Source organism: Arthrobacter sp. 10N418 (assembly GCF_056394725.1).
Genome location: NZ_JBFTIK010000013.1, coordinates 13360 through 28255, shown reverse-complemented (window position 1 = coordinate 28255; position 14896 = coordinate 13360). Strand labels below are relative to the sequence as shown.

The 14896-nt window shown below is 65.0% G+C and carries 17 protein-coding genes; 8 read left to right on the top strand and 9 right to left on the bottom strand.

What is annotated here, in order from left to right:
- The first annotated feature begins 24 nt into the window (after positions 1 to 24).
- Both argE and AC1DCZ_RS11765 read left to right on the top strand, forming a co-directional pair.
- Positions 25 to 1254, top strand: a complete 1230-nt coding sequence (gene argE, locus AC1DCZ_RS11770; protein WP_476974740.1) for an acetylornithine deacetylase — start codon at positions 25 to 27, stop codon at positions 1252 to 1254.
- Complete coding sequence (locus AC1DCZ_RS11765; protein ID WP_476974739.1) at positions 1251 to 2573, top strand: MFS transporter; 1323 nt, start codon at positions 1251 to 1253, stop codon at positions 2571 to 2573. Before argE ends, AC1DCZ_RS11765 begins: the two co-directional genes overlap by 4 nt.
- A gap of 79 nt (positions 2574 to 2652) precedes the next feature.
- Here AC1DCZ_RS11765 and AC1DCZ_RS11760 read toward each other — a convergent pair whose 3' ends face one another.
- The 3 genes from AC1DCZ_RS11760 to AC1DCZ_RS11750 form a co-directional block, all read right to left on the bottom strand.
- On the bottom strand, positions 2653 to 2853 hold the full coding sequence (locus AC1DCZ_RS11760) for a helix-turn-helix domain-containing protein (protein ID WP_476974738.1): 201 nt from the start codon (positions 2851 to 2853) through the stop codon (positions 2653 to 2655).
- A 145-nt stretch (positions 2854 to 2998) separates the two neighbouring features.
- The gene (locus AC1DCZ_RS11755) at positions 2999 to 3202 is read right to left on the bottom strand and encodes a hypothetical protein (protein WP_476974737.1); all 204 of its coding nucleotides are present in this window, start codon (positions 3200 to 3202) and stop codon (positions 2999 to 3001) included.
- 362 nt (positions 3203 to 3564) lie between these two features.
- Positions 3565 to 3774: a hypothetical protein gene (locus tag AC1DCZ_RS11750; protein ID WP_476974736.1), complete on the bottom strand. Its 210-nt coding sequence runs from the start codon at positions 3772 to 3774 to the stop codon at positions 3565 to 3567.
- 86 nt (positions 3775 to 3860) lie between these two features.
- On the opposite strand from AC1DCZ_RS11750, the gene AC1DCZ_RS11745 reads away from it, so the two are divergent.
- The gene (locus tag AC1DCZ_RS11745) at positions 3861 to 4406 is read left to right on the top strand and encodes a flavodoxin domain-containing protein (protein WP_476974735.1); all 546 of its coding nucleotides are present in this window, start codon (positions 3861 to 3863) and stop codon (positions 4404 to 4406) included.
- A 255-nt stretch (positions 4407 to 4661) separates the two neighbouring features.
- On the top strand, positions 4662 to 4823 hold the full coding sequence (locus AC1DCZ_RS11740) for a hypothetical protein (RefSeq protein ID WP_476896812.1): 162 nt from the start codon (positions 4662 to 4664) through the stop codon (positions 4821 to 4823).
- Positions 4824 to 5335: 512 nt separating this feature from the next.
- Here the strand turns inward: AC1DCZ_RS11740 and AC1DCZ_RS11735 are convergent.
- From AC1DCZ_RS11735 to AC1DCZ_RS11720, 4 genes are all read right to left on the bottom strand, one after another.
- Complete coding sequence (locus tag AC1DCZ_RS11735; RefSeq protein WP_476974734.1) at positions 5336 to 5995, bottom strand: GntR family transcriptional regulator; 660 nt, start codon at positions 5993 to 5995, stop codon at positions 5336 to 5338.
- 116 nt (positions 5996 to 6111) lie between these two features.
- Positions 6112 to 7119 carry a transketolase family protein gene (locus tag AC1DCZ_RS11730; protein ID WP_476974733.1) on the bottom strand — a complete coding sequence of 336 codons (1008 nt, stop codon included), beginning with the start codon at positions 7117 to 7119 and terminating at the stop codon, positions 6112 to 6114.
- Positions 7116 to 7982 (bottom strand): transketolase, encoded by an 867-nt coding sequence (locus AC1DCZ_RS11725; RefSeq protein WP_476974732.1) that lies wholly within the window; start codon positions 7980 to 7982, stop codon positions 7116 to 7118. Before AC1DCZ_RS11725 ends, AC1DCZ_RS11730 begins: the two co-directional genes overlap by 4 nt.
- A 50-nt stretch (positions 7983 to 8032) precedes the next feature.
- Positions 8033 to 9370, bottom strand: a complete 1338-nt coding sequence (locus tag AC1DCZ_RS11720; protein WP_476974731.1) for an MFS transporter — start codon at positions 9368 to 9370, stop codon at positions 8033 to 8035.
- A 183-nt stretch (positions 9371 to 9553) separates the two neighbouring features.
- On the opposite strand from AC1DCZ_RS11720, the gene AC1DCZ_RS11715 reads away from it, so the two are divergent.
- The 4 genes from AC1DCZ_RS11715 to AC1DCZ_RS11700 all read left to right on the top strand — a co-directional run bounded on the left by AC1DCZ_RS11715 (position 9554) and on the right by AC1DCZ_RS11700 (position 13543).
- On the top strand, positions 9554 to 10378 hold the full coding sequence (locus AC1DCZ_RS11715) for a sugar phosphate isomerase/epimerase family protein (RefSeq protein WP_476974730.1): 825 nt from the start codon (positions 9554 to 9556) through the stop codon (positions 10376 to 10378).
- A 42-nt stretch (positions 10379 to 10420) separates the two neighbouring features.
- Positions 10421 to 11197, top strand: a complete 777-nt coding sequence (locus AC1DCZ_RS11710; RefSeq protein ID WP_476974729.1) for an SDR family NAD(P)-dependent oxidoreductase — start codon at positions 10421 to 10423, stop codon at positions 11195 to 11197.
- A 28-nt stretch (positions 11198 to 11225) separates the two neighbouring features.
- Entirely contained in the window at positions 11226 to 13055 is a 1830-nt protein-coding gene (locus tag AC1DCZ_RS11705) for a dihydroxyacetone kinase family protein (protein WP_476974728.1), read from the top strand.
- 74 nt (positions 13056 to 13129) lie between these two features.
- Positions 13130 to 13543, top strand: coding sequence for an RpiB/LacA/LacB family sugar-phosphate isomerase (locus tag AC1DCZ_RS11700; RefSeq protein ID WP_476974885.1), 414 nt, complete (start codon positions 13130 to 13132; stop codon positions 13541 to 13543).
- 324 nt (positions 13544 to 13867) lie between these two features.
- On the opposite strand, the gene AC1DCZ_RS11695 is transcribed toward AC1DCZ_RS11700, so the two are convergent.
- Positions 13868 to 14482: a PadR family transcriptional regulator gene (locus AC1DCZ_RS11695; protein WP_476974727.1), complete on the bottom strand. Its 615-nt coding sequence runs from the start codon at positions 14480 to 14482 to the stop codon at positions 13868 to 13870.
- A gap of 101 nt (positions 14483 to 14583) precedes the next feature.
- On the bottom strand, positions 14584 to 14787 hold the full coding sequence (locus AC1DCZ_RS11690; RefSeq protein ID WP_476974726.1) for a hypothetical protein: 204 nt from the start codon (positions 14785 to 14787) through the stop codon (positions 14584 to 14586).
- Positions 14788 to 14896: the final 109 nt, after the last annotated feature.

Genomic DNA, 14896 nt, shown 5'->3' with positions numbered 1-14896 from the left:
TCCACCTCCCCAAGGAACCTGCCCATGACGTCCACCACCGCACCGGCCGCCGCCAATCCGGCGACTGCCAGCCCGAGCGCCGCCGCGCTCGCATGGAGTGAGAAGCTGGTCTCCTTCGACACCACCAGCCGCAATTCCAACCTGCCGATGATTCACTGCATGGCGGACGAACTCACCGCGCGCGGCATCACCCCGGTCATCGTCCCCAGCCCGGACGGCAACAAGGCCAACCTCTTCGCCACGATCCCGGCCCACGACGGCGCCGTCAGCGGCGGCATCATGCTCGCCGGCCACACCGACGTGGTCCCAGTGGACGGGCAGGCCTGGGACAGCGAGCCGTTTACCCCAGAGATCCGGGAGGGGCGTCTCTACGGGCGCGGCACCACGGACATGAAGGCGTTCAGCGGTGCAGTCCTGGGCTTCCTGCCGGAATTCCTGTCCCGTCCGCTCGCGGAGCCGCTGCACTTCGCCTGGACCTACGACGAAGAAGTCGGCTGCCACGGCGCCGTCGTCCTGCTCGCCGAACTGGCCGCCCGCGGGATCCGCCCGCGGATCGGTTTTGTCGGCGAGCCGACCAGCATGCGGCCCGTCTCGGCCCACAAGAGCAGCCAGCTCTACCGCGTCACTGTCAGCGGGGTTGCCGCCCACTCCTCCATGACCTCCACCGGCGTCAACGCCATCGAATATGCGGCCAGGGCCATTGCGTTCATCCGCTCCCTTGCCGACGAACACCGGCTTTCCGGCCCGTTCGACAAGACCTTTGTGGTTCCCTACACCACAGCCAATGTGGGGGTCGTCAGCGGCGGCGCAGCGGTCAACACCGTTGCCGAAAAGTGTGATTTCGAATTCGAGTTCAGGACCATTCCGGGCGACGAGCCTAAGGCGGTTATTGCCCGGATCGAGGAGCACCTGGCGGCGCTGCGGGCCGAAATCCAGCAGGAGAACCCCGCGGCGGACATCCGTATGGTCCCGCTGGGCACGGTCCCGGGCCTCAGCCCCGAGGGCCCGCGCGCCGCACTCGAACTGGCCCAGGACCTCACCGGCGAGGCCGTCGAAGGATCAGTGGTCTACGCCACCGAGGCCGGACTTTTCCAGCGCGCCGGCATCGACACTGTGGTTTGCGGTCCAGGCAACATGGACCAGGGGCACACGGCCAACGAATACATCGAGCTATCCCAGATCGCGGCGTGCGAGAGCTTTTTGCAGGCCCTCGCCGCGCACCTCTCCACTACTGAACGGACCGCAAAGCCATGAGCCATCAAACCGCCACAGGAGTGGGCCCGAGTGATGAGGTCCTGGACAGCCGTCCGCCCGCCGCCCTTGCACTGGAACGAGGCAATGCCCGTAAAGCCGTCGTCGCAGCCTCCATCGGCAACGGACTCGAGTGGTTCGACCTGATCGTGTACGGCACGTTCGCCGTCACCATTTCCAAGCTGTTCTTCCCCACGAACAATGAAGCAGCATCGCTGCTTTTGACCTTCGCGTCTTTTGGTGTTTCCTTCATCATGCGGCCGCTTGGCGGCATCATCATCGGACGCTACGCGGACAAGGCCGGCCGGAAGGCGGGCATGCTGGTATCTATCCTCGTCATGTTCGTCGGCACCCTGCTAATTGTTCTTGCTCCGACAGCGGCAGCCATCGGCGTCACGGCCAGCCTCCTGGTGCTGGTCGCCCGGCTCCTGCAGGGCTTTGCCACCGGCGGGGAATTCGGCACGGCCACGGCCTACCTGATCGAGTACGCACCCAGCCGGAAGGCCTTTTACGGCAGCTGGCAGGTGGCTACCCAGGGTGGTGGCATCCTGATTGCCGGAATCTTCGGATTCGTCCTGAACAGCTATCTCAGCACGCAGTCTCTCGAGTCGTGGGGCTGGCGGCTTCCGTTCATCTTTGCGCTAGCCATCGGACCTGTGGGCTGGTACATCCGGTCCAAGATGGAGGAAACCCCGGAATTCCTGGCCTCGGAGCGGTCCAGCGCGCCCCTGAAAGAGACGTTCATCGGCAACGGCGGCCGGCTCTGGGCCATCGTCGGTGTCGTCTCGCTGGGTTCCGTCGGCGTCTACATCGCCCTGTTCATGCCCACCTACGCGATTGTTAACCTCGGTATGCCGAAAACCGTTGCGTTCCTCTCGACCCTGATCTTTGGTGTGGTAATGAGCATCGGCTCCCCGTTCATCGGCATGCTGGCCGACAAAGTAGGTCCTGCCCGGATCATGACCTGGGCCGCCGCGGGAACCATCATCGTCGGCATCCCGGCGTTCCTGGTGCTCATCGCTGCGCCGGCATTGCCCACCATGATCGTGGTCGAACTCGTACTATCGGTACTCGCCACCGCCTACTTCGCGCCGCTGCCGGCCATCATGTCCTCGATGTTCCCCGCGCGCATTCGTTCCACGGGACTGTCCTTGGGCTACAACATCGGGGTGACCGTCTTTGGCGGATTTGCCCCCTTTATCCTGACGTGGCTCATTGGCAGCACCGGTTCCCTGCTGGTGCCGGGGTATTACCTCGTCGCAGTTGCTGTCATCGCCGCGGTAAGCCTGACCATCTCGCGGAAGGTGTACCGCCAGGCCTGAACAAGGCCTGCCCGGGTTCCCGCACGAAAAGGCGGGAACCCGGAAGCCGGCGCTCGGACGCCCGCCGTTGTCTGGCGCTTCATCGCCGCTTGGACAGGTTCGAGAAGCCCACTTCGTAGCAAATGGCGGAGATGGCCTTGTCGCTGTGCTCCAGAAGGCGCCGCGCATGGGCGAGCCGAAGTTTGCGGACCAGGTCACTGAAGTTCTGGCCGGTGGCGCGCTTGAAGTACTTCGAAAACGTCGCCTCGGACATTCCCACCAGCGCCGCGGCCTCTGACATTTTCGTGGTTCAGGAACTCGCAGATGAAGCCTCCAAGCTGATCGCCGGCAACGGTGGACCCGGTTGATCCGCGGGGGAGTGGCGTTCGGGACGACGACGACGGCGGGAGACTCCCGCCGTCGTCGTTTTGTACAGTCTTGAGTTGTTAGGCGGAGGCCGAATCCAGGTTGGCCGTGCCGTGGGTGAGGCTGAGCGTGAACGTATTCGGCCCGCTGGCGTGGACCGTGATGTTGCTCTTGGGCGTGTTGTGCCGCACCGAGAGGTCGTGGATCAGGGCATCCAGCTCGTGGTGCGCGGTGGAACGGTCCCAGAGTTTGTGGGTGACAGAGGTGGCAGTTTCAAACGTCATTGTTCAGTGCTTCCATTCATGAATCCGGATGTCCGGCTGCCGCACCGATGCGGAGCCGCCGTAGGGTCCAACCAGGAACGCCTGAGACTTTGGGCAGCTCTGCGAGCTCACCGGTTTGGCCTCATTGCGTCCACCAGGATGGGTAAAACAGTGCCGCTGATCCGCGCACCACGCTTAAGGCGGGGGCGGTCAGGGCTGCCTCGCCGGGGGAATTTGGGTCCCCGCCGTGCCTTTCCATAGTGCACAACGGGGCGCGGACGTTCCAAGCCGGTTTGGCATTATTGCGAGTGAGTCTCATCACAGTTGTGCCGGTTTCGCCCGCGTTCTCTGTTCATCGCGCTGAGGGCAGAATGCCTGTTCGATCAAAATGCGCTGTTCAGGGCCCGCTTCAGCTGTTCGTTGATCAGCGCGGTTTCCCTCGCCGCGCGATCCTGCAGGAGGGTGATGGTCACCACGTCCGCGAACGCCTGGGCAAAGGCGATGTCCTCGGAAGTCCCGTCGAGGCCGGGGCCAACGATCGCGGGAATGGATCGCGCCGCTGAATGGCCCGGCGGAGGAGCCGGAACGCTCATTGTTTACGCCGAGGTCGGGACTTATGGCACCTCCCCGGTGGTGCGGGGTCCATCAGGCTGGTGAGCGGAAGACGGGAGGCTTCATCATGGCGGTTCTTGTTGCCTATGCGAGTGCGCTGGGGTCAACCCGGGAGATAGCCCAACATCTAGCGTCCCGTTTGGCGGCTGCGCTGGGCGACGTCGAATGCCGGTCCGTGGACGAAGTCGAGGCTGTCTCCGGATACGAGGCGGTTGTGATCGGCAGCGCCGTCCACAACCAGGCGTGGCTGCCGGCGGCGTCGCAGTTCGTCACCCGCCATGCCCCCGAACTGGAAAAACGACCGGTCTGGGCCTTCAGCGTCGGCATGGCCGACGCGTTGCCAAAGCCGTTTCGCAGGCGAGGCGCGGCACTGCAGCAGGAACGCCTGGCAGGGGCCCTGGCCGAGCAGATCCCGCTCCGGGGCCACCGGCTCTTCTCGGGTGTCTTCACGTCCGCCCAGATGCCGGCGTTGCTCCGGCACGTGTTCCGATTCGCAGGCGGCCGGTTTGGGGACTTGCGGGATTGGGAAGCCGTCAACACGTGGACCGATCAGATTGCCGCCCAACTCGCCACACCTGCCTCGTCGGCATCGCCAGGCATTGACACGCCCTAGTGCACCAGGGCAACGCCGTTTCAGCGACGCCCATGCGGTCCATGCCGCACGTCGCCCAGGCCTGTCTCGACGGGGATACCACGGCCAGATGAACGTACCCGGCATCGTGGGGCACTATCAAGCGAACCCGGCAGGTCGATTATTCGGCGTCGCGCGCCGGGGGCCGAATAGTTGCCCTCCGGAGTCACACCCCGTACAGTGCTTTGGTCCCTGACAAATGGGAAGCAAGCTGTCTAAACGAAGAAGGTCTCGAACATGAAAACTCTTCTCTGGATCATCGCAGCCATCGCCATCGTGTGCTTCATCATCGGTGGCACCATCAAGGCAGTTGGATTCCTCCTGTGGATCGCCCCGATTCTTCTGGTCGTTGCCATTGTGATGTTCTTCATGGACCGTTCACGGTCCCGCAAGGTCTGACGGACAAATCCTGAGCCGGCCCGGAACTGTTTCCGGGCCGGCTTTGGTATTTCTGTGGCTTACGACGCCGGGTTGATCGAGCCCGCCGCGTGCGCATCGGCCGCGAAAAACTCACGTTCTGCGCGCCGCCGTGACGTGTGACCGGCTGCGGGCCTCGGCCTCTCGCAGAAGGCTGCACAGGGATGGCCATCCCGCCGTCTCCCTGATCATTTTCTCGGTGGAGAGCAGCGGGAGGCGAGTCTTAGATCCTCCATATGGAGGAATTTGTTGCTGGTGCCCGGAGTGTTCACTCCCGCACCTTAGGGACACAGCACCAGTTAGCGGAGGCGGCCCCTCTTGCCAGATCGTCCTGCGCGCCAGTGGGGCGCGGACGGCAGGATGACTCCCACTCCCCGCCTATGAACATCCCAGGAGGCCAGTTGGAGAACAGTGGCAACTGGTTGTCTTCGTTCGCACTGGGCAGTGATGGTGGCGCTGTGCGCGACTTCCGGGTCGAGCTTGGGAATCCGGTGTTACGCCACGAGAGTCGCGGCCGCGGTGTCCATGTGCTCCCGGATCGTGTTCCGGGCCAAGGACGCATCGCCGGTCTCGATCGCCGCTACGATGTCGTAGTGTCGGTCCACACTCATGTTTTTCACGCCCTTCTCCTGGCCCGCGAACATGATGGACATCCGGATGGACCCTTCCAGTGATTCCCAGGAATGGAGCAGAGTTTCGTTGCCGGTGAGGCGGCACATCGTCCGGTGGAATTCCAGGTCAGACTCGACCCGGTCCTGCAGGCTGGCCTTCTCGGCGGCCGACATGGCCTCGATGGCGGACCGCAGGGAGTTGATCACGTGCCGGCGGTCCGGGAGTTCGCATAGCGTGCGCGCAGCCAGGGATTCCAGGGCCGCACGGACGGAGTAGATGTCACGGATTTCCTTGGCATCCAAGTGCCGGACGGAAAGGCGGCCGCGGGGTCCAGCGGAGAGCAGCCCTTCCTGTTCCAGCTGCCGCAGCGCTTCCCGAAGGGTGCCGCGGCTGATCTGGAGCATCTCCGACAGCTCGGTTTCCACCAGGTGACGGCCCGGTTCCAGCTCCCCGCTGGTGATGGCAGCGCGCAACGCGGCGAGAGCCTGCTCGCGAAGGCTCTTCTTCTGCAGTCCCAGCAGCGGTGCTGTTGCTCCGGCCATCGTCATACTTCCTCAATGTCAGTAGTCGACTGTTTACAGTGATGTGTTAACTTTCGATCCTACGGCAGATGCGCGGCGCCGGCTGGTTCGGCGCCGCGCATCTGGTCGTAACGGTCCTACTTCAGTTCGGCGAGGACCTTAGCCACGATCTTCTGGACTGTCAGTCCGTAGCGGTCATGGAGGGTGGGGAGGGCGCCGGCGTCGAGGAACTGATCCGGCAGAGCGATCGGTACGACGCGCTTGCCCAAGCCGGCGGTGACGACGGAGGACGCGACGGTTTCGAAGAGGCCGCCGACCAAGCTGTGGTTTTCGAGCGTGACGGCAAGACGGTCGGTGTTGATCTCAGCCAGAACCGTGGCGGCATCGAACGGCTTGATCGTCGGGGCGTGAACGACTGCGACGTCCACGTTGTGAGCAGCCAGCGCCTTCGCTGCCTGAAGGGCGCGCATGGTCATTAGCCCGGAGGAGATGAAGACGACGTCATTGCCGCTACGCAGGACCTTGGCTTTGCCGAGTTCGAAGGTGTAGCCGTATTCGTCTAGGACGGTGGGCACGTTGCCGCGGAGCAGCCGCAGGTAGGTGGGCCCGTTGGACGCAGCGAGTTGGGGGACGGCCTGTTCGATGTCGATCGAGTCGCAGGGATCCACGATGGTCAGGTTGGGCATGCCGCGGAAGATCGCCATGTCCTCGGTGGCCTGGTGGCTGGGTCCGTACCCGGTGGTCAGGCCCGGGAGGCCGCCGACGATGTTGACGTTCAGGTTCGGTTCGGCGGCGTCCAGGCAGAGGAAGTCGTAGGCGCGGCGGGCGGCGAACACGGAGTAGGTCGAAGCGAACGGGATGAGGCCGGTCTCGGCGAGACCGGCGGCGGCACCGAAGAGCAGTTGCTCGGCCATGCCCATCTGGAAAAACCGTTCCGGGTAGGCCTGGGCGAAGATGTGCATGTCGGTGTATTTGCCCAGGTCCGCGGTGAGGCCGACGATCTTGTCGTTCTCCTGGGCTGCCTTGACCAGGGCGTGCCCGAACGGTGCGGAGGCGGTTTTCTGGCCGGGGTCGGCGAAGGAGGCGATCATGGCCGAGGTCTTGAGCTTGGGGGCGGTGCCCTTCACTGCTGTGGTGGTGCTCATCGTCCGGCCGTCCCTTCAAATCCTGCGGTGAGTTGTTCGCGGCAGGTCTGCCATTCGTGTTCTTCGATGCGCATGAAGTGCGCTTTTTCGCGTTCCTCCAGCAGCGGCACGCCGCGGCCCACTTTCGTGTCGCAGAGGATTACGGAAGGTCGTCCGGTGACGGTGGCCTGCGCAGCTGCGTTGTCGAAGGCCTGCAGGAGTTCGGCCATGTTGTTTCCGTCCACGCGCTGGGTGTACCAGCCGAAGGCCTCCCACTTCTCGGTGACGGGTTCGGTGCGGAGCACGGTGTCGGTCTTACCGTCGGCCTGGAGGGCGTTGATGTCCACCATCGCGGTCAGGCTGCCGAGCTGGTGGTGGTGTGCGCCCATTGCGGCTTCCCAGGTGGAGCCTTCGTCGAGCTCGCCATCGGAGAGAAAGTTGTAGATCCTTGCATCGGAGCCCTGGTAGCGCAGGCCCAGTGCCATGCCCACGGCGATGGAGAGCCCGTGGCCCAGCGAACCGCCGGAGATTTCCATGCCGGGGGTGTAGGTGGACATCCCGGACATGGGGAGCCGGGAGTCGTCCGAGCCGTAGGTCTCAAGTTCCTCGACTGGAACGATGCCTGCTTCGGCAAGGGCAGCGTAGTGCCCGATCGCGTAGTGCCCGGTGGAGAGCAGGAACCGGTCCCGCCCCTCCCATTCGGGGTTCCCGGCGCGGAACCGGAGCTGGTCCGCGTAGACGGCGGCCAGCATGTCCGCGGCGCCGAGGGCCTGGCCTACGTAGCCCTGGCCCTGGACCTCGCCCATGTTCAGTGCGTGGTGGCGCATCCGGTACGCCGCGGCGCTGACGCGTTCGAGGCGTGCGGAGGCAGTTTCCTGATTCATTCGTTCCTTAGAAGGGACTTCGGCGGTGTGCAGTTCCTGTGTCGCGGTCATCAGACGTTCACCGACTGGGGGGTGTTTTTTGTGGCCTCATCGGCGAGTTGCCGTTCCTGCTTGCCCCAGGTTTCCCTGGTGGTGATGGCGGCCCAGAGGCCGATGGCGGCGTAAAGGCCGAAGAGCAGCGCCGGGCCCATCCAGCCGAAGCTGACGAACAGGAGCGTGGTGATGAAGGGCGTGAAGCCGGAGACGGTGGCCGAAATCTGGTAGGCCAGGGAGGCGCCCGAGGAGCGGGTGTTGGCCCGGAAGAGCTCGGGGAACCAAGCGCCCTGGGCGCCGGCCAGGGAGTTCTGGCAGACGGCGTAAGAGATGACCAAGGTGGCGATAACGAAGAAGAACATTCCCGTGTTGACCATCAGGAACATCGGAATCGCGAACAGCAGCGCGAAGGCGCAGGACCACACATAAAGTGGGCGCCTGCCTATCCTGTCCGTGAGCCGGGCCCACGCCTGGGTGGCGAAGATACCGATCGCGGAGGCGATGCAAAGTGCCACCAGTGTCTGGGTCTTGTCTGCCAGGTGCTGGGTGTTCAGGTAGGAAATCATGTACGTGATGGACACGGCGTAGCCGGCGGTCTCGGCGATGCGCAGGCCGATGCCCTTGACGATGTTGCGCCAGTCGGTCCTGAGGACCTCGACGATGGGCGACTTCACGATGTCGCCGCTGTCCTTGACCTCGTCGAAAACGGGGGATTCGGGGACCTTGGAACGGATGATCAGGCCGACGGCGACCAGCACGATGCTGGCCAGGAACGGGATACGCCAGGCGAGTTCGCCGCCGAGCTGGGCGCTGGAGAGGAAAACCAGGTTGGCCAACAGCAGCCCGACGGGGAAGCCAGCCTGGACGATGCCGGTGTACTTGCCCTTGGCCTTCCAGGGCGCGTGTTCGTAGCTCATCAGGATGGCCCCGCCCCATTCGGCGCCGAAAGCAAAGCCCTGGACGATGCGGACGAACACCAGTAGAGCCGGGGCCAGGAGGCCGACCTGGCTGTAGGTCGGGAGCAGGCCGATAACGAACGTAGCCACGCCCATGAGGATCAGGGACGCGACAAGGACGGGTTTGCGGCCCAGCTTGTCACCGAGGTGGCCGCCAATGATGCCGCCGATCGGGCGGGCGGCAAAGCCGACACCCAGGGTGGCGAAGGCGGCCAGTGTCCCGGTCACCGGGTCTCCGGTGGGGAAGAAGGCAGTGCCGAAGTACAGGGCTGCGGCGGTGCCGAATCCGATGAAGTCATACGTCTCGATGACTGCGCCGACGCTGGAGCCGATGGCGACGCGCCTTGCGTCCTTTGTGCCATGCACGTGGCCGCGCATTTTCAGAGCTTCGTTGCTCATGCTGATCCCTTTCGAAGAGCGGGCCGCGTTTCCACACCGCCGCTGTCGACTGTTAACAAATGATATGCCAGTGTGACCCGCGTCATGGTTCAATGTCAACAGTCAATGTCGGAGGTTGACTGTTGACACTACTTGCACCTACAGTGATTCACATCACCCGGCTCGTTCAGAGGATCAACGACGATGTTCAACTCCCGCCTCGGCTGCTCATCCATCAGCTTCCGGCACCAGGATCTTGCGGCCGCCCTGCGGACCATCAGCGGCCTGGGCTTTGACGAAATTGACCTTGGCGCCCTCCCCGGTGTCTGCGACCACGTCCCGTACAACCTGGATGCCACCGCGGTTGCCGCTGTGACCGCGGAAGTCGCAGCCTCAGGGCTGACCGTCCGCTCGGTCAACGGGGACATCGGAGACCTCAACGCAGTGCTCGACGACGCTGAACGGCTCGCCCGTGAACGGCACCTGGACGGGCTCCTCACCCTCGCCGCCAATACCGGCGCGAAGGCGCTGGTGCTGCCATGCGGCGCCCTCACCCACGAACCGGTAAGAAGCCTCGATCGGGACCTGGACGAAATCGCCGCCCAGCTAATCCACGCCGGGCGGCGCGCGGCGGAGTTCGGCGTCGAGCTCTGGACCGAATCCCTGCACTTCCTGAGGTTCTGCTGGAACCTCGAGCGAGCGGAACTGCTGGCGCAGCGGCTGGCCGGCTCCGGCGTCGGCATTGTGATGGACTTCAGTCACATCGTCGCGGCCGGCGAAGACCCGCAGGAATACCTCACCCGCCACGAGGGCCGGATCTCCCACGTCCACCTTCGTGACGCCGTCCCGGGCAACATCAACCTCAGCATCGGCAACGGCCAGGCGGACTTCACCGGCGGGCTCCGCGCCCTCGCGGCGAGCGGCTACACCGGCCACTTCTCCCTTGAGCTCGAAACCCGGGACATCACGCAAGACGAACGCCCCGCCGCCGCAGCGAAAGCGGCAAGCTTCATCACCGACCTCATCTGAACCACCACCTCTGAGCTACCACCAACTAATCCAAGGAGCATCATGACCACCACCATCCAGCGCACCGCCGTCCTCACCGGAGCGACCTCGGACCGGGGCATCGGCATCACTACTGCCCGCCGCTACGCCAGCCAGGGCTGGGCCGTCGTGATCCTGGACCTCGACGGCGAGAAGTCCGCCAAGGTCGCCGCCGAAATCGGCAACGAGTACAACGTGCCGGCGTTCGGCCACGAGATCGACGTCGCCAACGAAAGCTCCGTCAACGCCGCCTACGCCGCCGTCAAGGCCGAGGTCACCGCCGGCATCCTGCCCCCGGTGGGAGCCCTGGCCAACATTGCCGGCATCACCTCCCCGGTCCCGTTCCTGGAAACCACGCTGAACCTCTGGCACAAGGTCATGGACGTCAACGCAACCGGAACCTACCTGGTGACGAAGGCGTTTCTGCCGGACATGATCGAGAACGGCTGGGGCCGGATCGTCAACATGTCCTCAGTCTCCGCCCAGCGCGGCGGCGGCGTGTTCGGCAAGGTCCCCTACTCCGCCGCGAAGGCCGCCATCCTGGGCCTGACCAAGGCGCTGGCCCGCGAAATCGGCGCCACCGGCGTCACCGTCAACGCCATCACGCCGGGCGCCGTGGACACCAACATCCGCGTGGGTAGCACGGACGAGCAGGAGGCCGCGATCAACGCCGGCATCCCCCTGGGCCGGAACGCCACCACGGAGGAAATCGCCGCGGTCATCACCTTCCTGTCCTCCGAGGAAACCGGCTACCTCACCGGGACCACCATCGACATCAACGGCGGAAGCCACATCCACTAACGACCTCGGCCACGTCAGAGAGCCCATCATGACCAAGATTTTCAACGATCCCTCCGAGTTCGCGGAGGAAGCCCTTGCCGGATTCTGCGACGTCCATTCCGGGCTGGTGCGCCAAGTTCCCGGCAGTGCGGTGCGGCGCCACCGTCCCTCCAAACCCAAAGTGGCGGTCCTGGCCGGTGGCGGCTCCGGGCACTACCCGGCGTTCGCCGGCCTGATCGGCACCGGTCTGGCCGGTGGCGGCTCCGGGCACTACCCGGCGTTCGCCGGCCTGATCGGCACCGGTCTGGCCGACGGCGCCGTGGTCGGCAACATCTTCACCTCGCCCTCCGCGCAGCAGGCCTATGCCGTTGCCAAGGCCGCGGATTCCGGCGCCGGTGTGGTGTTCACCTGCGGTAACTACGCCGGCGACGTGATGAACTTCGGCATGGCCAGAGAGCGGCTGGCCGCCGAGGGCATCCCGGTTGAGAATGTCCTGGTGACGGATGACATCGCCAGCGCGCCACCGTCGGAAGCCGACAAGCGCCGTGGCATTGCCGGAGACTTCACCGTCTTCAAAATCATGGGCGCGGCAGCCGAAGCGGGCGCGGACCTGGCCGAAGTGGGACGACTCGGCCGGAAGGCAAACACCCTCACCCGCACGATCGGCAGCGCATTCCACGGCTGCACGTTCCCTGGTGCGGACGCCCCGCTGTTCGCACTCAAAGACAAGCAGATGGGGCTCGGGCTCGGAATCCACGGCGAACCCGGCCTGTTCGACACTGACTTGCCGTCCGCCAAGGAACTCGGCCGGGAGTTCGTCTCCCGGTTGCTGGCGGAAACACCTGATGGTGCCGGTGACCGACTGGCGGTCATCCTCAACGGGCTGGGCTCCACGAAGCACGAGGAACTCTTTGTGCTGTGGCTGACCGTCGCTCCGCTGCTGAGAGACGCCGGCTACACTCTGGTCATGCCCGAGGTGGGCGAACTGGTCACCAGCCTGGACATGTCCGGTGTTTCCCTCACCATCACCTGGCTGGATGAGGAACTGGAGCCGCTCTGGACAGCGCCGGCGGAGACGCCGGCCTACCGCCGCGGAAACGCCGGCGTTCAGTCAGTCGACGCGACCGGTGAGGAACCGCCCGACGGCGCCACCGCACCTGCCACTTTTGAGGCAACGGAGGAATCGCGCGAGTACGCCTCCAACTGCCGGGCGGCATTGGACGCCGCCCGTGACTGCCTGCACACCGCCGAAACCCGGCTCGGGAACATGGACGCCGTCGCCGGGGACGGCGACCACGGCCGCGGAATGGTCCGCGGGATCGACGCCGCAACCGCCGCCGCCGCGGCCGCGGCTTCGCAGGGTGCCGGGGCAGGCTCGGTCTTCATCGCGGCGGGTGATGCCTGGGCGGACAAGGCCGGCGGCACGTCCGGCATCCTCTGGGGCGCAGGACTGCGGGCGTTCGGGGAGTCGCTGGGAGACCAACGCAGCCCGGAAGCCAAAGAACTGGCGGCCGGAGTGCACGCGTTCTCGGACAGAATCACCGGACTCGGCAAAGCAGAGCCCGGCGATAAAACCATGGTGGATGCACTGGTGCCCTTCATCGAAACCTTCACCCGCCTGGCAGTTAACGGCGCGGAACCGCGTCAGGCATGGGATGCTGCCGCGCTTGAAGCAACGGCGGCAGCCAAGGCCACCGCAGCACTGCGCCCATTGAAGGGACGGGCGCGGCCGCTCGCCGAAAAGAGCGTGGGAACACCGGATCCCGGGGCCACGTCCCTGGCGTTGATTTTCACCGTTATGAGCCCGCACCTCACAGGCAGTCACGTCGCGGATGGCGATGCCACCTCGGCCCAGGAACAGTGCGGAGCACAATCATGAAGACAGGCGGACAACCCGTGAGGCTGCGAATCATCGTGGGAGCGGACGAAGCCGGAGTCGACTACAAATAGCAGATCGTGGAGGACCTGCTGCGGGATCCGCGCGTCAGCGAAGTCATCGACATCGGCGTAAACCGCAAAGATGCGCGCGAAGACTTCACAAGGCCCTACCCCTATGTCGGGATCGCCGCCGGGGAAATGATCCGGGACGGCAGAGCTGACCGGGCCATCCTGTTCTGCGGGACCGGGATCGGTGTTGCCATTGCAGCCAACAAAGTGGACGGAATCCGAGCCACGACAGCACACGACTCATTCTCGGTGGAACGCTCGGTCCTCTCCAATGGCTGTCAGGTCCTCACCATCGGCCAACGCGTGGTGGGCATCGAACTCGCGCGGCGCCTGGCCCGCGAATGGATCGGCTACACCTTCGACCCGGAATCAGCCTCGGCGGACAAGATCAAGGTCCTGACCGACTTTGAAAGCTGCTAAGCAGCCAGTCCAATCTCGGTGCTGCTGCTGCTGCTGACGGATTCGATGACCTCCTCGGGCGTGAACGCGGCGCTGACGTTAAGCCGCACCGAGGGATGTGCCCGGGTATTCCGCGATCATGGACGTCAGCGGCTCGATGCCGGGGGAGGGCCTGGTGTTGATGTCCAGCCGTCCTCGGTACGCACCGCAGCGCCTGGCCTCTCGCAAGCCACCGAGCTTGTGCCGGTCGGACCTGGAAGCCGCCACGCGAAGGACCGGCTGGCCAGCCCGGGCTGATGCCGCGGCGGTGGACGGGGGGCTGTGCGGACGCTCCGGGCGGCGGTGCTAGTCGGCGAGGATGTGGTAGAGCGCCCGGCGGGTTTCGTCGATTTTTTCCATCGCCGCAGTGCGTTGTTCCTCGGTGGCCGAGAAGCGGAACTGGTGGATGACTCCCATGAGTTTCCCGACGCTCTGATGAAAAGCAGGCCCCGATCCCTGCGGGTCGGTGTTCCACGCGTTCCCCAGCTCCTCGGCGTGATCGGATACGTAGGCCCGGCCCGCATCGGTGAGCGTGAACTCGGTGCCGCGGCCGTCACCGACGGCCGTGATGAGCTCTTCATCCACGAGCTGCTGCAGCGTCGGGTATACGGAGCCCGGGCTCGGACGCCAGGCTCCGGAGGTCTTTTCGGCGATTGTCTTGATCAGGCCGTAGCCGTTGGAGGGTGATTCGGCCAGAAGGGAGAGGATTGCCGAGCGAACATCGCCCCTGTTGGCCCGCCGCGAGCCACCGGGGCCAGATCCCGGCCCGAAGCCCGGCCCAAAACCTGGTCCGAAGCCCGGCCCAAACCCGCGGCCCGGCCCGAAGCCGCCGTGTCCGTGGGGCCCGCGGCGGCTCCTGCCGCCGAATCCTCCCTGGGTGGATCCGTCGTCTGAAATTTTGTCGTCGTGCATGCCTTTCATATCGGCATCGTCCTTCCGCTGCAGTTGCGCCCTGTGATGGCCACCGACTATTCGGCGATAGTTAACGATATATCGGTGAGTATCGCCGGTCAAGGGTCGGTTCAGCTGGAAGATCGCCTGGTGGGGGACTCCCCGGCCGGGTGCGCGTTCGACGCCGATTCCGCGGTGGATTCCTGTGGCCCCGAGGATTCGTCGGAGACCTGCCAGGTTGTGCCCAGTATGGCGGTCAGGGCCATGGCGGCCAGCGCTGCCTTGAGTCCGGTTCGTCCGGTCGTCAGCGGGGCGATGGGGCGGTAGATGATCATCAGGGTCCTCCTTGGAGCCGGTGTTCCTGCAACCACTCTCCTGCAGGGGGATTGTTGGGGACTTAGGGGAACCTTTGCGCTGGCTGTGCAGTGGACAGGTGGTCGGGAG

What these genes read in the sequence shown, in the direction of transcription:
- AC1DCZ_RS11750 (WP_476974736.1), bottom strand. Translation starts at nt 3,774, where the DNA reads ATGAGCGTTCCGGCTCCTCCGCCGGGCCATTCAGCGGCGCGATCCATT.
- AC1DCZ_RS11730 (WP_476974733.1), bottom strand. Translation starts at nt 7,119, where the DNA reads ATGAGCACCACCACAGCAGTGAAGGGCACCGCCCCCAAGCTCAAGACC.
- AC1DCZ_RS11715 (WP_476974730.1), top strand. Translation starts at nt 9,554, where the DNA reads ATGTTCAACTCCCGCCTCGGCTGCTCATCCATCAGCTTCCGGCACCAG.
- AC1DCZ_RS11755 (WP_476974737.1), bottom strand. Translation starts at nt 3,202, where the DNA reads ATGACGTTTGAAACTGCCACCTCTGTCACCCACAAACTCTGGGACCGT.
- AC1DCZ_RS11725 (WP_476974732.1), bottom strand. Translation starts at nt 7,982, where the DNA reads ATGAATCAGGAAACTGCCTCCGCACGCCTCGAACGCGTCAGCGCCGCG.
- AC1DCZ_RS11720 (WP_476974731.1), bottom strand. Translation starts at nt 9,370, where the DNA reads ATGAGCAACGAAGCTCTGAAAATGCGCGGCCACGTGCATGGCACAAAG.
- AC1DCZ_RS11710 (WP_476974729.1), top strand. Translation starts at nt 10,421, where the DNA reads ATGACCACCACCATCCAGCGCACCGCCGTCCTCACCGGAGCGACCTCG.
- AC1DCZ_RS11735 (WP_476974734.1), bottom strand. Translation starts at nt 5,995, where the DNA reads ATGGCCGGAGCAACAGCACCGCTGCTGGGACTGCAGAAGAAGAGCCTT.
- AC1DCZ_RS11690 (WP_476974726.1), bottom strand. Translation starts at nt 14,787, where the DNA reads ATGATCATCTACCGCCCCATCGCCCCGCTGACGACCGGACGAACCGGA.
- AC1DCZ_RS11740 (WP_476896812.1), top strand. Translation starts at nt 4,662, where the DNA reads ATGAAAACTCTTCTCTGGATCATCGCAGCCATCGCCATCGTGTGCTTC.
- AC1DCZ_RS11765 (WP_476974739.1), top strand. Translation starts at nt 1,251, where the DNA reads ATGAGCCATCAAACCGCCACAGGAGTGGGCCCGAGTGATGAGGTCCTG.
- AC1DCZ_RS11745 (WP_476974735.1), top strand. Translation starts at nt 3,861, where the DNA reads ATGGCGGTTCTTGTTGCCTATGCGAGTGCGCTGGGGTCAACCCGGGAG.
- AC1DCZ_RS11760 (WP_476974738.1), bottom strand. Translation starts at nt 2,853, where the DNA reads ATGTCAGAGGCCGCGGCGCTGGTGGGAATGTCCGAGGCGACGTTTTCG.
- AC1DCZ_RS11705 (WP_476974728.1), top strand. Translation starts at nt 11,226, where the DNA reads ATGACCAAGATTTTCAACGATCCCTCCGAGTTCGCGGAGGAAGCCCTT.
- argE (WP_476974740.1), top strand. Translation starts at nt 25, where the DNA reads ATGACGTCCACCACCGCACCGGCCGCCGCCAATCCGGCGACTGCCAGC.
- AC1DCZ_RS11695 (WP_476974727.1), bottom strand. Translation starts at nt 14,482, where the DNA reads ATGAAAGGCATGCACGACGACAAAATTTCAGACGACGGATCCACCCAG.